General features: G+C 58.9%; 16 protein-coding genes. 9 read left to right on the forward strand and 7 right to left on the reverse strand.

All coding sequences use genetic code 11. The features are described from left to right. The first annotated feature begins 55 nt into the window (after nt 1–55). From QMK55_RS22105 to QMK55_RS22140, 8 genes are all read left to right on the forward strand, one after another. Nucleotides 56–775, forward strand: a complete 720-nt coding sequence (locus QMK55_RS22105) for an FKBP-type peptidyl-prolyl cis-trans isomerase (protein WP_102359121.1) — start codon at nt 56–58, stop codon at nt 773–775. 294 nt (nt 776–1069) lie between these two features. Further along, on the forward strand, nt 1070–1525 hold the full coding sequence (locus QMK55_RS22110; RefSeq protein WP_102359120.1) for a YkvA family protein: 456 nt from the start codon (nt 1070–1072) through the stop codon (nt 1523–1525). Between the two features lie 113 nt (nt 1526–1638). Next, nucleotides 1639–1980 (forward strand): helix-turn-helix domain-containing protein, encoded by a 342-nt coding sequence (locus QMK55_RS22115; RefSeq protein ID WP_102359119.1) that lies wholly within the window; start codon nt 1639–1641, stop codon nt 1978–1980. After that, a complete protein-coding gene (locus QMK55_RS22120; protein ID WP_003223109.1) occupies nt 1977–2348 on the forward strand; it encodes a hypothetical protein in 372 nt (123 codons plus the stop codon). The genes QMK55_RS22115 and QMK55_RS22120 overlap by 4 nt, the downstream gene beginning before the upstream one ends. Beyond that, a complete protein-coding gene (locus tag QMK55_RS22125) occupies nt 2349–2756 on the forward strand; it encodes a sel1 repeat family protein (protein ID WP_102359118.1) in 408 nt (135 codons plus the stop codon). A 238-nt stretch (nt 2757–2994) separates the two neighbouring features. Then, complete coding sequence (locus QMK55_RS22130; protein ID WP_320329961.1) at nt 2995–7767, forward strand: RHS repeat-associated core domain-containing protein; 4773 nt, start codon at nt 2995–2997, stop codon at nt 7765–7767. A gap of 55 nt (nt 7768–7822) precedes the next feature. Continuing rightward, entirely contained in the window at nt 7823–8197 is a 375-nt protein-coding gene (locus QMK55_RS22135) for a hypothetical protein (protein ID WP_320329962.1), read from the forward strand. Nucleotides 8198–8206: 9 nt separating this feature from the next. Continuing rightward, nucleotides 8207–9214 carry a tetratricopeptide repeat protein gene (locus tag QMK55_RS22140; RefSeq protein ID WP_320329963.1) on the forward strand — a complete coding sequence of 336 codons (1008 nt, stop codon included), beginning with the start codon at nt 8207–8209 and terminating at the stop codon, nt 9212–9214. A 146-nt stretch (nt 9215–9360) separates the two neighbouring features. On the opposite strand, the gene QMK55_RS22145 is transcribed toward QMK55_RS22140, so the two are convergent. Next, nucleotides 9361–11151, reverse strand: a complete 1791-nt coding sequence (locus tag QMK55_RS22145) for a bifunctional diguanylate cyclase/phosphodiesterase (RefSeq protein WP_320329964.1) — start codon at nt 11149–11151, stop codon at nt 9361–9363. A gap of 133 nt (nt 11152–11284) precedes the next feature. Continuing rightward, nucleotides 11285–13369: a carboxy terminal-processing peptidase gene (locus QMK55_RS22150; RefSeq protein WP_178082181.1), complete on the reverse strand. Its 2085-nt coding sequence runs from the start codon at nt 13367–13369 to the stop codon at nt 11285–11287. 138 nt (nt 13370–13507) lie between these two features. On the opposite strand from QMK55_RS22150, the gene QMK55_RS22155 reads away from it, so the two are divergent. Next, nucleotides 13508–14470 (forward strand): zinc-binding dehydrogenase, encoded by a 963-nt coding sequence (locus tag QMK55_RS22155; RefSeq protein WP_320329965.1) that lies wholly within the window; start codon nt 13508–13510, stop codon nt 14468–14470. A 115-nt stretch (nt 14471–14585) separates the two neighbouring features. Here QMK55_RS22155 and QMK55_RS22160 read toward each other — a convergent pair whose 3' ends face one another. The 5 genes from QMK55_RS22160 to QMK55_RS22180 are packed head-to-tail and all read right to left on the reverse strand — an operon-like array spanning nt 14586 to nt 18695. Next, on the reverse strand, nt 14586–15239 hold the full coding sequence (locus QMK55_RS22160; RefSeq protein WP_320329966.1) for an HAD family hydrolase: 654 nt from the start codon (nt 15237–15239) through the stop codon (nt 14586–14588). A 34-nt stretch (nt 15240–15273) separates the two neighbouring features. Further along, nucleotides 15274–16263, reverse strand: coding sequence for an ABC transporter ATP-binding protein (locus QMK55_RS22165; protein ID WP_102359042.1), 990 nt, complete (start codon nt 16261–16263; stop codon nt 15274–15276). Continuing rightward, on the reverse strand, nt 16260–17060 hold the full coding sequence (locus tag QMK55_RS22170) for an ABC transporter permease (RefSeq protein ID WP_003223125.1): 801 nt from the start codon (nt 17058–17060) through the stop codon (nt 16260–16262). The genes QMK55_RS22165 and QMK55_RS22170 overlap by 4 nt, the downstream gene beginning before the upstream one ends. Next, nucleotides 17047–17883: an ABC transporter permease gene (locus QMK55_RS22175; protein WP_177327382.1), complete on the reverse strand. Its 837-nt coding sequence runs from the start codon at nt 17881–17883 to the stop codon at nt 17047–17049. The genes QMK55_RS22170 and QMK55_RS22175 overlap by 14 nt, the downstream gene beginning before the upstream one ends. Before the next feature lie 5 nt (nt 17884–17888). Then, nucleotides 17889–18695 carry an alkaline phosphatase family protein gene (locus QMK55_RS22180; protein ID WP_102359040.1) on the reverse strand — a complete coding sequence of 269 codons (807 nt, stop codon included), beginning with the start codon at nt 18693–18695 and terminating at the stop codon, nt 17889–17891. Between the last annotated feature and the right edge of the window lie 58 nt (nt 18696–18753).

Genomic DNA, 18753 nt, shown 5'->3' on the forward strand with positions numbered 1-18753 from the left:
GATAAGCTCGCGGCTTTACTCGATTGCCCTTTCGGCGCATGAACAAGGAAATAGCATGAAACAGCATCGGTTGGCGGCGGCGGTAGCCCTGGTTAGCCTGGTCCTCGCGGGTTGTGATTCGCAGACCAGCGTAGAGCTGAAAACCCCGGCGCAAAAAGCTTCCTACGGTATCGGCCTGAACATGGGCAAGAGCCTTGCTCAGGAAGGCATGGATGATCTGGACTCCAAAGCGGTAGCCCAGGGCATCGAAGATGCCGTCGGCAAGAAAGAACAGAAGCTGAAAGACGACGAACTGGTCGAAGCCTTCGCCGCGCTGCAAAAGCGTGCTGAAGAGCGTATGGCCAAGATGAGCGAAGAGTCGGCAGCTGCTGGCAAGAAATTCCTCGAAGAAAACGGCAAGAAGGCTGGTGTTACCACCACCGCTTCCGGCCTGCAGTACGAAGTGGTCAAGAAAGCCGATGGCCCACAGCCTAAGCCGACCGACGTAGTGACTGTTCACTACACCGGCAAGCTGACCAACGGCACCGTATTCGACAGCTCCGTCGAGCGCGGCAGCCCGATCGATCTACCTGTCAGCGGTGTGATCCCGGGTTGGGTTGAAGGTCTGCAACTGATGCACGTTGGCGAGAAGTACAAACTGTACATCCCTAGCGATCTGGCCTACGGCGCGCAATCGCCAAGCCCGGCAATCCCGGCCAACTCGGTTCTGGTTTTCGACCTGGAACTGCTGGCCATCAAGGACCCGAGCAAAGAAGACGCTGCTGCTGCCAAGTAATCGGCAACGACTTCGCCAACAACGCCTCGCTTAAGCGGGGCGTTGTTGCATCTGGAGTATGGCAAGGGTAAACAGAGCGAACGGATCCCGCTGACAGCAGTCCTAGAGATTGAGGCCGCCAGCGCTAGACGCCCTGAGCCGCCAAGTCAATGAAATATTGGGCTTTTTTATGTGAGTAAAAAACGCCCGATCTGAGCGCAGCCCTTATAAAACGGGGCTCTCAGAGCTGAAATGCAGCTCTGTTCACAAGGTTATCCACAATTTGTGTGGATAACATTTCAACGGGAGAAATAGATGAAAGCACCGTGGAATTTCGCCCGATTTCTGCCTTTGGCCGGACGCCTGCTGGCCCGTGGCCGCCTGCCGACCCTGCTATTTGCGGTGGCGAGCAAAGGTGCCGCGCAGGGCAATCGCCTGGGCAAGCTCAAGGATGATCTGCGTTTGCTTCAGGCGCTGTGCCTGGCCTACTGGCGTGGCGAGTATCGGGCCATCAGCCCGAAAGCCATGATCTCGGTGGTGGCGGGGCTGATGTATTTCCTCAGCCCGGTGGATGCGATCCCCGATTTCATTCCGGTGTTCGGCATGCTCGATGACATCGCCGTCCTCGCCTGGGTGATGAAAACCCTTGATGATGAACTCAATGCCTTCCGGCAATGGCGTAACCGCCAGCAGCCGGAAAAGCTCGCCGTGGTCGAGCGCCTGCCCGATACCCCGGAGCAACTGCAGCTTCAGGGCCCGAAAAAGCCCTGATTCATTCCTGCCTGCATACAGATAGATACCCCCCGCGACCTTAGCCGCTGTTAGGATTACACTTCTAGGGAAAAGTGCCGACTCGCTAAGTGTTGTTGTCCTACGGGGTAGTCATGGATATTCAGATAATTGCACGCGATGGCGAACCCGAATACGCGGTTCTGCCATGGGTCCAGTATCAGGCTCTACTGAAAGCAGCAGGCATCAACGAAACACCGTCGCAGCAGGCCCCAGCGCCGCTCGCGGCAACAGCGGACCCGATTCTTCCAGGTCTGGATCAATTACGCAGTTTGCGCGAAGGGAAGGGCATCGCCATCGAGGCGCTGGCCCGCACGGTAGGCATCAGCCCGTCTTATCTGGCCATGATCGAAAGTGGCGAGCGTCAGCCTGACGCCGCAATTCGCCGCAGCCTGGCCTGGGAACTGACGGTGCCCGGTTGGAGGGATGAATCGTGAGCGTACGCATCAGTCGTCAACATTGGGACGGATTGCTGGGGGAACTCGATCAGGCACGCAGGCAGCGCCATCTACTGACCTATCGGGCGTTACTCGAGCGTTTGCAACTGCCGACGCCGGCGATGCAAACCCTGACCGCCGCACTGGAACATCTGGCCGCACTGGACGCCAAGGCCGAACAACCCTTGCGCAGTTCGCTGGTGATCAGCCAGGGTGCGAGCCGCCTGCCACGTACCGGTTTTTTTGAATGCGTCGAACGTCTGGGGCGTTTTTCCGGGCCATCCGATGGCGTCGCGGCAGCCTCTTGGCACGCGTCGGAAGTGGTCAGGGTTTTCGAATACGAGTACCCGGAATCGGCGGAGGCCTGAGTGTTCTTACGACTCAAGGCGCAGATCAGTTACTGGCTGGCGCGCCGGTTGTTTCACTGGTCGTGGTTTGTCCGTCAGCCAAAAGGCTGGCACTGGCTCGAAGGGCAGTTCGCGCGCATGGCCAACCTTGGCGACGTCGGTGCGCAGAGTTTTTACGGGCACATTCTGACGTTTCGTGGTGTTGGCCTCGGCGCCCGCGAAGAGGGTGTGCGGTTGTTGCGTCTGGCGGCACTCGCCGGTGATGGCAAAGCGGCCTATCAGGTCGGTGTGATCAGCCTGGCCGGCACTGCGAGCAAGGCGCCGGATCCGGCAGAAGCGGCGCGCTGGTGGACTCTGGCCGCCAAGGCCGGCCACCCGTTGGCCGAGCTCAAACTCAAAGAGTTGAGTGCTCGGGATTCAACGCAGTAAATCCATTTGTGTCGGCCCGATAAACGTGGCGCGAGGGAAACCTCGCGCCACGTTTGCGTTTAAATCCATACGTTTTGTAGTCATGGGCATTTTGCAGATTAGTCCTACAGCAAACGCCTACTCGCCTGACTTCTTTCCTGATTGATCCCCCGCAAAGTCCCCGCGCCTAATTTTTGCGCGAGGGAACGTTCATGTTTGACCCGGTTTTTCATTCCTCCCCGCAGGGTGGCGTGCGCTGATGGACACCGTCAGCCGTATCGAGCAGGAACTCGACAGCTTTCCCGACACCCTCAGCCTCTATCGCCAACAGCTTGAACACTGGTTCAGCCGTGCGGCCGACCAGGTCAGCCACGCGGCGGACCTGCCTTCGCTGATGGGCATGGAGCGGATCATCCGCTTCGGTGATCGTGTCACCGCCGTCAGCACTGGCGACAACGAATTCTTCTCCAACGTCGTCCAGTGCCCGCAGGGTGGGGTGATGGCGATCGAGAGCAAGTTCGAGTCGGTGTATGACATCCCGCTGGGCGACATCGTGGTCGATGTAGTGGCGGCGGATGGTGGGGAGATCACACCGGTCACGCTGGATGCGCAGGGTAAAGGCTCATTCACCGGCGAGGCAGGCAAATTCTACCGGGTCCAGGTCCGCAGTGAGGTCACTCCCGAGCAGATAAACGATCTGTTTGCCGCTTATGGCGGGCTGACGCGTGAACTGGATGGCTGGCTGCGTAGCGAGTGGCAAGGGTTCAAGCCGCAATGGTCGCAGTCGGTGGCGACGGCGGCGGGCAACGGCATGCTTGCCGGGAGTTGGGCGGCGATCGAGGGTGTGTGGGACAGCATCGGGATGCTGTCGGAGATCCTGCAGAACCCCGGCAAGTTTGCCGAGCGGTTGGGGAGTGCGGCGGATGATCTGATCAAGCTGGCGCAAACCGCTCCGCAGGTGATGCAGAAGCTGCAACTGCTGGTCAGCGACGAGGCGGCGTTGTGTTTGCTGCTGCGCGCCGCGAGCCTTTGGCTGGAGATGCTGCCACCCAGCGAAATCGCCGGGAAAACCGCTGAAGCGGCGTCGATGGTTGTGGTGCAACTGTTGATCGACGTGCTGATCGGCATCGTCCTGACCTTCGTCGGGGCCGGTGCCGGGATTGCCTATCTGACCCTGCGTCTGGCGGACCGCGCTGCTCAATTGCTCTCGGTTGTTAAACGCTTGGTGAAGGCGATGTTTGGCATCGTCAGCACGTTTATCGAATACGTCGACCGCTACAAAAAAGTCGCCGCGCGGGGCATTGCCGCTGGGGTGAAAAAGGGCCGTCTGCAATTGCGCTGGGATGCGAAGCGCAATGCCTCGCTGAAGAAAAACGAGCACCACGACGACTCACCCGATCAAGCGAAAAACCCCAACGGCGACAGCGCCGATTGTGTGCCGTTTACCTGCACCAACGGCTGCCCGGTGTCGATGGTCACCGGCGAAGAACTGTTGACCCTGAGCGATGGTTCGCTCGATGGGGTGTTGCCATTCGAGTTCACCCGGTTGTATCGCACCAGTGCCGTCGAGATTGATGTCGGGCTGGGCTTTGGCTGGAGCCACTCGTTGGCGCATCGGTTGGCGTTCGATGGCGATGCGGTGGTCTGGGTCGATCACGAAAACCGCCGCACGCGATTTCCGTTGCCCAGTGTCGAGCGGCCGGCGATTCACAACAGCCTATCGCGGGCGGCGATTTTTCTGGGGGATGAGCCGGAGGAACTGATTGTTGCGCTGGCCGGGGACGTGGCGCGGTTTTATCACTTTCGCGCCGGGCGGCTGACGGCGATCAGTGATGCGTATGGCAATCGCCTGCGGGTTGCTCGTGATCATCAGGAGCGGATTGTTCGGCTGGACAATGGCGCGGGGCGGTCGCTGCTGTTGCGTTATGAGCGGGCACAGTTGGTTGCCGTCGACTATCAGTCCTTTGGCTCTGACGGGACTGGCTGGCACACCGAACAGACCCTCGCCAGCTACCGCTACGACGCCCGTCAGCGCCTGCTGGAGGCGACCAACGCTGTCGGTGACAGCGAGCGTTACGACTACGACGACGCCCACGTCATCCTGCAGCGGCAACTGACCGGCGGCGCGAGTTTCTTCTGGGAGTGGGAGCGCTCTGGCAAAGCCGCGCGCTGTGTGCGGCACTGGGCGTCGTTTTCGCAGATGGACACGCGTTACGTCTGGGCGGATGACGGCAGCGTCGCCGTGCATTACGTCGATGGCAGCGAAGAGACCTACGTCCACGACGACCGTGCACGGCTGGTGCGCAAGGTCGAGGCCGATGGTGGTGAGCACCTCAAGGTCTATGACGCGGCGGGTCGCTTGATCGCCGAGCAGGATCCGCTGGGCGCGGTCACCGAGTACCGCTACGACGAAGTCGGACGCTTGGTGGCGCTGCTTCCGCCGCAAGACGAGCCGACGTCCTACGAGTACCGCAACGGTTTCCTGCACCGCCGTTCCCGCGGCGAGGCAGTGTGGACCTGGCGGCGCAACGCTGAAGGGGATGTCACCGAAGCGGTCGATCCCGACGGCCTGGTCACCTATTACTACTACGACACGCGCGGGCAGTTGCTGTCGATCCGTTACCCGGACAGCAGTCGGCATCAGTTGGCGTGGAATGACCTCGGCCAACTGATTGAGGAAACCCTGCCCGACGGCGGCGTGCGGCGTTTTTCCTACGATGCGCTGGGGCGGCGGACGACGTCTTGCGACGAACACGGCGCGATTACGCGCCAGCAGTGGGACGCGGTGGGCCGACGGGTGCAGACCACGGTGCCTACCGGCGCCACCCGCGCCTACAGCTACGGTGCTTACGGCCAGCTCACTGCCGAACGCGACGAACTCGGGCGCATCACCCGCTACGAATATGACGACGACCTGCATCTGGTCTCGCGCCGAATCAACCCCGACGGCACGCGGGTGCAGTACCGCTACGACCATGCGCAACTGCTGCTGACGGAAATCGAGAACGAATCCGGCGAAAAGTACCGACTGGACTACACACCGACCGGACTGATCCGACAGGAAACCGGCTTCGACGGGCGGCGCACCGCGTATGCCTATGACCGCAACGGGCATCTGCTGGAAAAGACCGAATTCGGTGATGACGGCTCGACGCTGGTCACCGCTTACGCGCGCGATACGGCCGGGCGTCTGCTGCTCAAGACCCTGCCGGACGGGGTTCAGGTGGCTTACACCTACGACCGCCTGGGCCGGTTAACCGGGGTCGATGACGGCCAGCAACACCCACTGGCCTTTGAATACGACCGCCAGGACCGGCTGATCACCGAGCATCAGGGCTGGGGCACCTTGCGTTATGCGTATGACGCCTGCGGGCAGCTCAAACACCAGCGTCTGCCGGACAACAGCAAACTCGACTACCACTACGCCAAGGGTGGCGCGCTGACCGCCATCGACCTCAACGGTGCACGGCTGACCAGCCACGTCTATCAGTCCGGTCGCGAACAACAACGCCAGCAAGGCCTGCTGCGCAGCGACTACGCCTACGACGACCAGGGCCGTTTACTCGCCCACGCTGTAGGCCATCAGCACGACTCGCTGTACCGCCGCGATTATGCCTACAGCGCCAACGGCAATCTTGAGCACATTGCCGACACCCGCCACGGCCAGCGCACCTACGCCTACGACGCCCTCGACCAGCTGATCCGCGTACGCCACTCGCGTGACGAACTGCCGGAATCCTTCGCCCACGACCCGGCCGGCAACCTGCTGATGCAGGACCGTCCCGGCCCGACGAACATCCACGGCAACCGTCTGCTGATGCAGGGCGACCGTCACTACGACTACGACGCCTTCGGCAACCTGATCCGCGAACGTCGCGGCCGTGATCAGCAACTCGTCACCGAATACCGCTACGACTGCCAGCACCGCCTGATCGGCCTGACCCGCCCCGATGGCAACACCGCGTCCTACCAGTACGACGCCTTCGGCCGCCGCATCCGCAAGACCGTCGACGGCCAGAGCACCGAGTTCTTCTGGCAAGGCGACCACCTCGTCGCCGAAAGCAGCCCGACGCACCACCGCAGCTACGTCTACGAACCCGGCACCTTCCGCCCACTGGCGCTGCTCGACGGCAAAGGCCCGAAAAAGGCCTGCCCGTTCTACTACCAACTCGACCACCTCGGCACCCCGCAGGAACTCACCGACTACAGCGGCGACATCGTCTGGTCAGCGCAATACGACGCCTACGGCAAAGTCTCGGCGATCACCCTGGCGGGTGAGGACTATCTGGATCAGCCACTGCGTTTTCAGGGGCAGTATTTCGATGCGGAGAGCGGGCTGCATTACAACCGGCATCGGCATTACGACCCGAGGCTGGGGCGGTATCTGACGCCGGATCCCATCAAGTTGGCGGGTGGGTTGAATCAGTATCGGTATGTGCCGAATCCGACGGGGTGGGTGGATCCGTTGGGGTTGAGCTCAAACTGTCCGCCGCCGAACAGGCCGGGTTGTCCGGTGCCCGGTGATGTCAGTGGCGTCAAGGTTCATGAAGGAGAGCCAGCGCTCCCAAAGATGACTGCGCAGGAGCGGCGGGCGAGGATTGATACGCTGGCGGAGGCGAACGCGAAGCGTGAAGTTTTGAAACTGGAGAAAAAGTACAAAATGCACACCGTCGCGAAACATAACCCGGAGATATCTGATAAGGCGCTGAAGCAGAGATCCATTGACGGTAGTCATCCAACCCAAAAAGGTCAGAAAGGTCCAATAAGACCTAGCTCCCAATTCAAAACCTGGTTGCTACAACTTAACGCAATAAATGATGCAGTAACTAGGATGGAGAGAAAAAATCCTACTCCAACAGGCTATACCCAAGATGGGGATCCTGTTATTAGAAAGGAAATGCCTGGTGGGGGTAGAGGCTACAAGCCGAATAAGAAAGATAAAAATAATCCAAAATTCATAAAGGATCTTAATTTTTCAGAAGTTAGGTTTGATCAGGTAAGTGGCAGGCCTTATACGGCTTTTCCAGATTGAGGAGTGAAAAAATATGTTGAGGTGGCCTAAGTTTAATACGCCATTTGAGCCTACGATGCATTATTGGCTGGGTGGGGTTTCCGTGTTTGATAGAGAGGAAACGCTCGGTGCAGAATTGTGGGCTTATAATCCTAATAATCAAGGGGATAGAGCTGCAATTATTCGAAAATATATATTGCGTCGATTCGAATGTTTGACATGTCGGCACCGGTTTTTGTTAGTTGAAATACTGAAGGATGCACTGTCGTGCCCTGATTTCGACTTTTCATCCTTGTTCAAAAGTGATGATGAAGCCAATATCTATTTGGCTTGGGACGAAACTGAAATCGACAATTCCAGAGTTTTTTTTGAAGAGATATATAGAGCGGCACTTGAAGAGTGGGAGGTGGATTTGTATCGGGCTGGTTTGGAGGATCAGTCTTTGTGGTAATGCAGATATTTGAATTTGGCAATTGGATTTGGAGGGTTGATAATGGTTTCAGTTTTATTTTTTATTAAAGCGTTTGTTTGTGCTTTGTTCTTGGCGATCATGACGGATGTTTTAGCTGAAGACGCGGGAGATTTTCTCAGTTTAATTGAACAGGGTGAGTGTCATCCAGCAGCGAATAAACTTCATGAAATTGCTTTAACTGGAAATGCGGAAGCACAATTAGCATTTGGATACGCTGCAAGCCAGAACCTCTGTGGAGCGGTTGAATTAGGGGGAAGATACTCCATAGATTGGTTTCGTCTTGCCGCGGAGCAAGGTAATGCTGTTGCGCAAGCCGAACTTGCTAAAAAACTCGTTGGCACGTGGAACGCAAAAAATGAAGAAGAAGCTTTAGTTTGGTATCGATTAGCGGTAGAGCAAGGAAATGCTAATGCTCAATTCGGATTGGCGCAAATGTATGATCGTGGGCGATATGTGTCAAGAAATATACCAAGGAGCGATAGCGCTGCCATGGGTTTATATTTAAAGGCTGCAGCGCAGGGGCATGTGACCTCATATTTTGTTTTGTCTCAGATCTATCGAGAAGGTCAGCTTGTAGAGAAGGATGAGTCAGCTGAGGCTTATTGGAATAAGAAGGGTGCCGAAAGCGGCGATAGTTATGCTCAGAATAGATTGGCTGATATGTACAGGAATGGGCGGGGAGTTATAAGGAGTGATATAGAGGCAAGATCCTGGTATAGCAAGTCTGCGAAACTTGGTAGCTCTTATGCTAAAACGAATTTGGCCAAAATGCTCAGAGACGGCGAGGGAGGACCTATTAATACAGATGTGGCGATTCAATTGTTTATAGAGGCCGCGGAAGCAGATGATCCAAATGCACAGTATGAGCTTGGAAAAATATACTTAGAGGGGTTGTTGGGGGTGCGGAGAGATAGGTCTAAAGCCGAATTCTGGATGATAAAGGCTGCAGAAAAACTCCATCCCCTCGCAGTTCTGGAGTTAGAAGAGGTGGATTGATTGAAGGAAGTAGTTTCGTTGCATTAATCGAAAAAGCAGAAATTTGATAATGGGTGGTCTGAATTTCATTTGGATAAGTCGTAGTGACTGCCCCCCCCCTCCGCGAGCACGCAAGTTTTCACAGGGTATTTGGGGTGTTGGGGATATCAGCGTTGGCCGATTGTTTGTGGAGCAAGGAGTTCTGGAACGGTAAGACTATCAATCACATGCACGCTATACCCCGGAACATTCTTCGCATGATGCTTCGCCTGCGAGGCCATTTCCGCGAGTTGGCTGGCATCCAGTTCGGCGCAGGCCTCGGGGTGCAGGTGGACTACGCCGATGGACAGTGACAGCAGTGGAAACTCCTGCCGCATACCCTGACGGTTCGGCGCGATGAAGCACCCCGCCTCAAGATGCTCAGGGCGATAGAAGCGCCGGCATTGGCTCTGGAAGTCGTCGAGCAGCTGATTGAGTCGTTTGCGCCAGTCTTCCGGGCCGAGGACGAGGAGGAAGTCGTCGCCGCCGATGTGGCCGACGAAGTCGCGGGAAGGGTCAACGCGTTCGTTCAGGCATTGCGCCAGGCACAGCAGGACTTCGTCGCCACGGCCGTAGCCGTAGATGTCGTTGAAGGGTTTGAAGCTGTCGATGTCGACGTAGCAGATGATCGACTCGCGGCCCTGTTGCAGCAGGCGGGTCAGGCATTGCTGGATCGGCACGTTGCCGGGCAGCAGGGTCAGCGGGTTGGCGTAGCGGGCCTGCTGGATTTTCAGTTCGGTGATCAGTTTGAGCACGTCAATTACCCGACCCAGGCCGAGATAGCCGCCGTTGAGGGTAATGATGAAATCTTCTTCGATGCGCTGACGGGCGCGGCTGGTGATCAGGCGGCTGACCTGTTGCAGCGACTGGCTCATCTCCACGGCGAGGAAGTCGTCGTTCATCAGGCGGCTGATCGGTTTGCGCGCGAACAGGTCGGTGGCGAACGGTTTGAGCAACGCGTCGGACAACGAATGGCGATGGACGATGCCGCACGGCTGGCCTTGTTCATCGAGCACCGCCAGTGAGTTGAGGTTGGCCTGGCGGCGGAAGGCTTCCAGCACCGTGGCGGTCGGTGTGTCGCGATGCACGGCTGGTTGGTCGTTGAGCAGGGCGCTGAGGTCGCTGCCTTCGTCGTTGAGGGCCACGGCATTGCTGTCGTGTTTGGGCATCAGGGCCCGGGCATCGTGGGGTGGATGTTCCTGTGGGCGCCCCAGCAGATAGCCCTGCACCAGATCGACGCCCATTTCGGTCAACATCGCCAGCTCTTCCGGCAACTCGATACCCTCGGCAATCACCTGCGCTCGCGAAGCCTTGGCGATTTGCAGGATCGAGCCGACGAACTCGCGTTTCAGCGCATCCTGATGAATACCGTCGATGAAGTGGCGGTCGATCTTCACGTAATCCGGACGCAGTTCGGACCACAGGCGCAAGCTCGAATAGCCAGCGCCCAAGTCATCCAGCGCAATCGAAAAACCCATCGCCCGGTAGTGATGCAGGGCGGTTTGCAGCAACTGGAAATCGTCGATCGGTGTCTGTTCGGTGAGTTCGATCACCACTTGGCTGGGTGGAATGCCGAAGTCCTGAAGCAATTGCAGCGTCCGCCCCGGCTGATGCGCAGCTTCGAGCAGGGATTCCGGCGAGACGTTGAGGAACAGCTTGCCCGGCAGTTGCTGCTCGTTGAAGCGACGGCAGGCAGACTGGCGACAAGCGATCTCCAGTTCGCTCAGGCGGCCGGCCTGACGCGCCACGGCGAACAGCGCGATAGGCGAGTGCAGCGGGCTGTTGGACGGGCCACGGGTGAGGGCTTCGTAACCGAGGATGCGGCGTTCGGAGAGACTGATGATCGGCTGGAACAGACTGTGCAAACCGCTTTGAGTCAGGATCGAGCTCAAGGCACTCAGCTGTTCGGTCGTGGTCATGGCAATCTCTGGCGATAAAAAAAGGACTGGGAGCGCTCTCGATGAAGAGAGTGGCTCCAGTCCTTTATTTCACGACAGAATGATGACTGTTTGATGACGCTCCGAGGAGCGTCAGCATTAAATTGCCATCACCTTACTTCTTGGCTACCTGATTGCTCAGCTTCAGGTAATCCAGCAGCACGCGCCCGGTTTCGCTCAGGTAGGCGTCGTCTTCTGGTTTGACCTTGTCCGGCTCGGCGGCCGCGAGGGCATCGTCGTCTTCTTTCTTCAGTTCTTTGAGCGGCTCTTCGCCTTTGGCTTTGCGACGGATGTTCTCCATCGCCAGTTGCTTGGCGTCGATGTCGGTGTGCTGGGCACGGCGTTCGGCTTCGTTGAGGCTGACGGTTTTTTCTTCCATCAGCTTCTGCGCCAGGGCCAGCTTGTCGCGGATGAACACGAACTCGGCGTCTTTGGCACTGCGTGCATCATGCTCGGACTTGAGCTGCGCCAGGTACGGCTTGAACGGATCGACCGCAGGCTTGATCGCCGCCTTGATGGTGTCCCACGGCATGGCTTCCGGCAGGGCGCTTTCGCCGATTTCCTTGGTGTCGATGATCGACGGATAATCGATGTCCGGCAGGACGCCCTGATGCTGGGTGCTCTGACCGGAAACCCGGTAGAACTTGGCCAGGGTCAGTTTCAGTTCGCCATGGTTCAGCGGCTGAATGGTCTGCACCGTGCCTTTACCGAAGGTCTGGCCACCGATGATCAGCGCGCGATGGTAGTCCTGCATGGCGCCGGCGAAAATCTCCGAAGCCGAGGCGGACAAGCGATTGACCAGCAATGCCATCGGGCCTTTGTAGAACGCGCCCGGGTTTTCATCTTCCAGTACATCGACGCGGCCATCGGCGTTACGCACGAGGACGGTCGGGCCCTTGTCGATGAACAGGCTGGTCAGCTCGGTGGCTTCCTGCAGGGAGCCGCCGCCGTTGTTGCGCAAGTCGATGACCACGCCGTCGACTTTCTCTTTCTGCAGTTCGGTCAGCAGTTTCTTGACGTCACGGGTGGTGCTCTTGTAATCCGGATCACCGGCACGGAACGCCTTGAAGTCGAGGTAGAAGGCCGGAATCTCGATCACGCCGAGCTTGTAGTCCTTGCCGTCCTGTTTCAGGTTCAGCACGGATTTTTTCACCGCCTGATCTTCAAGCTTCACCGCTTCGCGGGTGATCGGCACGATCTTGCTGGTCTGGTCGTTCGGCGCGTTGCTGGCCGGAATCACTTCCAGACGAACCACGGTGCCTTTCGGGCCGCGGATCAGCTTGACCACTTCGTCCAGGCGCCAGCCCACCACGTCGACCATCTCTTTGTTGCCCTGGGCAACGCCGATGATCTTGTCAGCCGGTGCAACCTGTTTGGTCTTGTCGGCCGGGCCTGCGGGCACCAGACGCACGACTTTCACTTGATCGTTGTCGCTCTGCAACACGGCGCCGATGCCCTCCAGGGACAGGCTCATGTTGATGTCGAAGTTCTCCGCGTTATCCGGCGACAGATAGTTGGTGTGCGGATCGTACGACATGGCGAAGGTGTTGATGTACGCCTGGAAGATGTCTTCCGGACGGGTCTGGTCGAGGCGCGCCAACTGGTTCTTGTAGCGCTTGGTCAGGGTTTCCTGGATCTGCTTCGGCTCTTTGCCGGCGATCTTCTGCCGCAGCACTTCGTCCTTGACGCGTTTGCGCCACAGGTCGTCGAGTTCAGCAGTGGATTTGAGCCAAGGGGCGTCCTTGCGATCGATCAGCAAGGTTTCCTTGGTGGTGAAGTCCATCTTGTCGACGCCCTTGTTCAACTCCGCAATGGCGAAGTCCAGGCGCGCCTTGACGCGGTCCAGATAGCGCTTGTAGATGGTGAACCCGGCGTTGAGGTCGCCGCTTTTGAGGAAGTCGTCGAACTGGGTCTTCCACTTGTCGAATTCGGCGATGTCGCTGGCCATGAAGTAGCTGCGCGATGGATCCAGCAGCTTGATGTAGCTGTCGTAGATGATCACCGAGCGCGCATCGTCGAGCGGCGGCTTGCTGTAGTGGTGACGCTTGAGCAACTCGACGACGTTGAGACTGGCGATCACTTCGTCGCGATCAGGCTGCAAGTTGTCCCAGCTGTTGGCTGCGAATGTTTTGCCCGACATCGGCAACAGGCCGATACCGATGAAAAGAGCGAGGGCGGTGCTGGGGAGCAAATGCTTCATGCTGATTCGACGCGGGGACAATTGATAACGCATATTAGGCCGTCTTTGAAGTCGCCGGTTCTACGAGAGCCGGTCGCATAATGCAAAAAGCCCGGCGCTACAGCTTCGGGCTCAGTCCAGACTCACTATGGAGGCACTGTGAAGGCATTGCAAGGCGTTGAAGGTCAAGTGGCATGGGTTGAAGAGCCGAGTCCTGCGTGCGATGTAGGACAAGTGCGCATTCGCGTGGCGGCAGCCGGCCTCAATCGCGCCGATTTATTACAGAAAGCCGGGCTTTATCCGCCACCGCCCGGCGCCAGTCAGGTGCTCGGTCTTGAGTGCTCCGGGGTGATCAGCGAGGTCGGCGCCGGGTCCTCCTGGCAGGTTGGTGACCGGGTCTGCGCCTTGCTGGCCGGGGGCGGGATGGCCGAAGAGGTGGTGGTCGACGGGCGGCACGTGCTGCCGGTGCCCGAGGGCGTCTCGCTGATCGAAGCCGCGGCATTACCCGAGGTTTATGCAACGGTCTGGCTGAATGTGTTTCAACTGGCGGCGTTGAAACCGGGTGAGAAAGTTCTCTTGCACGCCGGAGCCAGTGGAATTGGTTCAGCGGCCATTCAGCTGTGCAAGGCGTTCGGCAACCCGTGCTGGGTCAGCGTCGGCTCGGCCGAGCGTCTGGCCTACTGTGAAGCGCTCGGCGCCCAGGGCGGCGTGGTGCGCAGCGATGACCTGGAGGGCCTGCGCGACTTCGCTCCGTTTGACGTGATCCTCGATCCGGTTGGCGGCACTTACGCCGCGCTGAACCTCAAGCTGATGGCGCTCGACGGACGTTGGGTGCTGATCGGGTTGATGGGCGGGCGTGAGGCGAAGCTGGATCTGGCGCAGGTGCTGGCCAAGCGTGTGCAGTTGCTCGGTTCGACCCTGCGCAGCCGTGATGATCAATTCAAGGCGGACCTGCTCAGTGACCTGGGGCAGCACGTGTGGCCGCTGTTTGCCGAAGGGCGGTTGAGCCCGCAACTGGCGAAAACTTTTCCGGTGAAAGATGCCGAAGCGGCGTTTGCCGAGTTGGCGAGCAATACGGTGGCGGGGAAGGTGGTGCTGGTGATTGACGACAGCCTGAGCTGACAACACAGACCCCCTGTAGGAGTGAGCCTGCTCGCGATAGCTGACTATCAGTCAACATTGATGGTGACTGACCAGACGCCATCGCGAGCAGGCTCACTCCTGCATTAAATCTTTGTCATTTCCAGAGGTGGATCGGCCAGCCGGCTTTTTCGGCGTGCTCAAGCAGCACCGGATCCGGATTCACCACATGCGGGAAATCCACCTTCAGCAACAACGGCAAGTCGTTGCGTGAGTCGGAATAAAAACTCGCGCCTTCAAGATTTTCTTCCTCGGCGTCCAGCCACTCCAGCAAGCGGGTGATCTTGCCTTCGCGGTAGGTCAGTGTGCCAACGGTGTGGCCGCTGTAAACGCCATGCGCGACTTCCAGTTCGATCCCCAGAATCTCGTCGATGCCGAGTCGGTCGGCAATCGGTCGGACCAGGTGCGTGCCCGACGCCGAGATCACCAGAATCCGGTCACCCGCCTTGCGATGAGCGGCGATGGTTTTGGTCGCATCGCTGAAGATGATCGGCTCGATGAAATCTTCCACCCAAGGCCCGACCAGATGATCGACTTCTTCCGGCGTGCGGCCGATCAATGGCTCCAGGCTGAAGTCCATGTACTCTTCCATGCGCAATTTGCCATGGCTGTAGGCGTCCATCAGCTCGTCGTTCTTGCGCATGAACGACTCGGGATCGACCCAGCCCAGGCGCCCCATCTGCTCGCTCCAGAGGGTGGCGCAGTCGCCGTGGATCAGGGTTTCGTCCAGATCAAAAATTGCCAGGGCCATCAGTGCAGTTCTCTCTTCAACGTCAGCAAAGTCATCAGGCTACCTCACACAGGGCCGTCGGATCGATTGAAAGTGCCAGGCGCTGACCGTCGGGATGCAGATCCGCCGCCGAGCGGTTGAGCACGTCCACCACCAGTTCCACGCCACGCGCCTCGACCCGATAGCGGATCACGTTACCGAGCAGGCTGTGGCTGCGGATCTGCGCGTCGAGTTCGCCATTGAGGCTCAATTCGATGGCTTCCGGACGAATCGCGATGCGGTGGTTGATCGGCCGTTGCAGCAGCTTCGATGCGTCGTCGGCGTCGAGCAGGTTGTAGTTGCCGATGAAGCCGGCGGCGAACAGATCCACCGGCGCGGTGTAGAGGGTTTCAGCGTCGCCGCTCTGGACGATTTTCCCTTGGTTCATCAGGAAAATCCGGTCGGACATGGTCAGCGCTTCTTCCTGATCGTGGGTGACGAAAATAGTGGTCAGGCCGAGTTCGCGCTGGATCTGCCGGATCTGTTCACGCAGGTGTTTGCGAATCCGCGCATCCAGCGCCGACAGCGGTTCATCCAGCAGCAGCAAGCGTGGACGGGTGACCAGCGAGCGCGCGAGGGCGACGCGTTGGCACTGACCACCGGAGAGCTGGTGCGGATAGCGGCCGGCGAAGTCGTTGAGCTCAACCAGTTTCAGCACCTCTGAGACACGCTTGTGGCTGTCGTCGGCATTGACCTTTTGCATCCGCAGGCCGAAGGCAACGTTCTGTTCAACGGTCATGTTGGGGAACAGTGCGTAGCTCTGGAACACCATGCCGATCCCGCGTTTTTGCGGGCTCAGCGGCACGATATCGACGCCATCGAGCAGAATCTTGCCGCCATCCACCGGGGTCAGGCCGGCAATGCAGCGCAGCAGCGTTGACTTGCCGCAACCCGAAGGGCCGAGCAGGGTGACGAATTCGCCCTTGTTGATTTCGCAGTTGATGTCGCTGAACACCGGGGTGCCGGCGTAGTTTTTCTTCAGGTTCTGGACGCTGACATAGCTCATTCGCTTTTGTCCTTGTTCAAGATGTTGGCGATCCAGGTCAGGACCAGCACGAAAAAGAAGTACGAGATCACCAGCGCACTGGTGAAGTGACCGCTGCTGTTGCGCATGTTGTTCAGATAAACCTGCAAGGTTTCGTAACGCGTGCCGACCAGAATGTTGGCAAAGACGAACTCGCCGAAGAGGAACGAGAACGACAGCAGCAATGCGACCATCAGGCCTTTGCGCAGGTTGGGTAGCACCACCAGGAATGCCGCCTGAAAGGTGCTGGCGCCAAGCAGTTGCGCCGCGTCCATCAAGTCGCGCAGGTTGATCGCTTGCAGGTTGTTGGTGATCGCCCGGTACATGAACGGCAGCGCCACGGTGAAGTAGCAACCGATCAGGATCCATGGCGTGCCGACCATTGCCAGCGGCCCGGAACCGTAGAGCTGCAACAGCCCCACCGACGACACCACTGGCGGCACCGCGAAGGGCAGCAGGATCAGGATGTTCATCAGCGCATCGAGTTTCGGAAAGTGGTAATGCACCACGAACAGCAGCGGCAGAATCAACACCACCGACAGCACCAGTGCGCCGACGCACACCAGCAACGATTGGCCGAAGGCGTGCAGAAAGCGCGGATCGCTCCACAACTGGATATACCATTTGAAGGTGAAGCCGCTGGGCAGGATGGTCGCCGACCAACTGCTGGCGATCGAGTAGATCAGCGTGCCCACCAGCGGCAGCAGCAGGATCGCGAACAACAGGTAAACCACGACGCGGTGGTAGACGCCGGCCGGGCCGGATTCAGCGCGAGACATGGTAGCTCCTCTTCAACAGCAGTTGATGCACGACGGTGACGATGGTCATCAACGCCACCAGCACCACGGCCAGCGCGCTGGCGAGGTTCGGGTCCAGCGAAATGTCGCCGGAGACCATCGCCGCGATGCGGATCGGCAGCACGTTGAAGTTGCCGGTGGTCAAGGCATACACCGTAGCGTAGGCGCCTAGGGCGTTGGCCAGCAGGATCACGAAGGTGCCGAGCAGCGCCGGGGTCAGCACCGGCAGACCGATGTGGCGCCAGAACTGCCAGCCGTTGGCACCCAGCAGCGCGGCGGACTCGCGCCAGTCTTCACGCAAGGCGTCGAAGGCCGGGTAGAGCAGCAGCACGCCGAGGGGAATCTGGAAGTAGGTGTAAAGGATGATCAGGCCGGTTTTCGAGTACAGGTTGAAGTCCTGAATGATTCCGGCCTGCTTGAGCATGATGGTGATGCTGCCGTTGAAGCCGAGCAGGATGATGAAGGCGAAGGCCAGGGGCACGCCGGCGAAGTTGCTGGTCATGTTGGCGAAGGCATTCACGAAGTTACGCAGTTTCGAGTCGACCCGGCGCAGCGAATACGCACCGAGCACGGCGATGATGATGCCGAACACACTCGACCAGAAGCTGATCTCGAGGCTGTACTGGATCGCCTGCAGATAGAACTTCGAACTGAAGATCTTGCTGAAGTTTTCGAAGCCCCAGCCGAACTCTTCCGACTGCAGGCTGTTGATCATCACCCAGACCAGCGGGGCGATTTCGAACACGATAAAGAACAGGGCGAAGGGCACCAGGCACAAGGCTGCCAGCCATTTGCCGCGAGTCATTGAGTTCACTTGAGCAGCTCCCGGCACACAGGTTTGTCGTGGGGCACGCCGAGCAGTTCGCAGACAGTGCCGCAGATTTCAGTCTGTTTCGGCGCCGCGTCCGCGTTGAGGCTGAAAGCGTCGCCGAGGACGAACAGCGGCACCTGGCGTTCTTCCGGCAGCAGGCCGTTGTGCGAGCGGTCGTTGTTCATGCCGTGGTCGGCCGTCACCAGTACCTGATAACCGGCGTCGAGCCAGCCTTGCAGGCAATCGGCGAGGATGACGTCCGCCGAGCGCGCGCTGTTGCGGTACTGCGAGGAGTCGAGACCGTGCTTGTGACCGGCGTCGTCGATGTTCATCGGGTGGATCAGCAAAAAATTCGGCGCATGGCGCAGGCGCAGGTTTTCCGCGTCGGCGAACAGGTGCGAATCCGGGTAGTGGTCACTCCAGTAGAAGTGGCCGTGCTGGATCGGCAGCGACAGGTTGTCGGTATGCCGGTCGCGTGCTGCCACGAACGGCGAGCGGTTGTACAGCTCGCTGACCCAGTGATAGGCCGCCGCCGCGGTTGTCAGGCCGGCGTCGCGGGCGTAGTGATAGATGCTGCGCTGGTTGGACAGGCGCGCAACGTTGTTGTGGACGATGCCGCTGTCGATTGGCGGTACGCCGGTGAGGATGCATTCGTAAAGCGGTCGGGACAGGGCCGGCAACTCGCACTCCAACTGGTAGAGCGCCGCGCGTCCTGCGCCAACGTAAGCCTGCAGATGCCCCATGGCGTGCCGCGCGACTTCAAAGTTGAGGCCGTCGAGCACGACAAGGATGACGTTGTGCTTCATAGGGGCAAAAACTCCGCGAAAAACAGGAAATTCAAATTCAACCTGGATCCCCTGTGGG

This window comes from Pseudomonas sp. P8_229 (assembly GCF_034008635.1).
Classification (GTDB): domain Bacteria; phylum Pseudomonadota; class Gammaproteobacteria; order Pseudomonadales; family Pseudomonadaceae; genus Aquipseudomonas.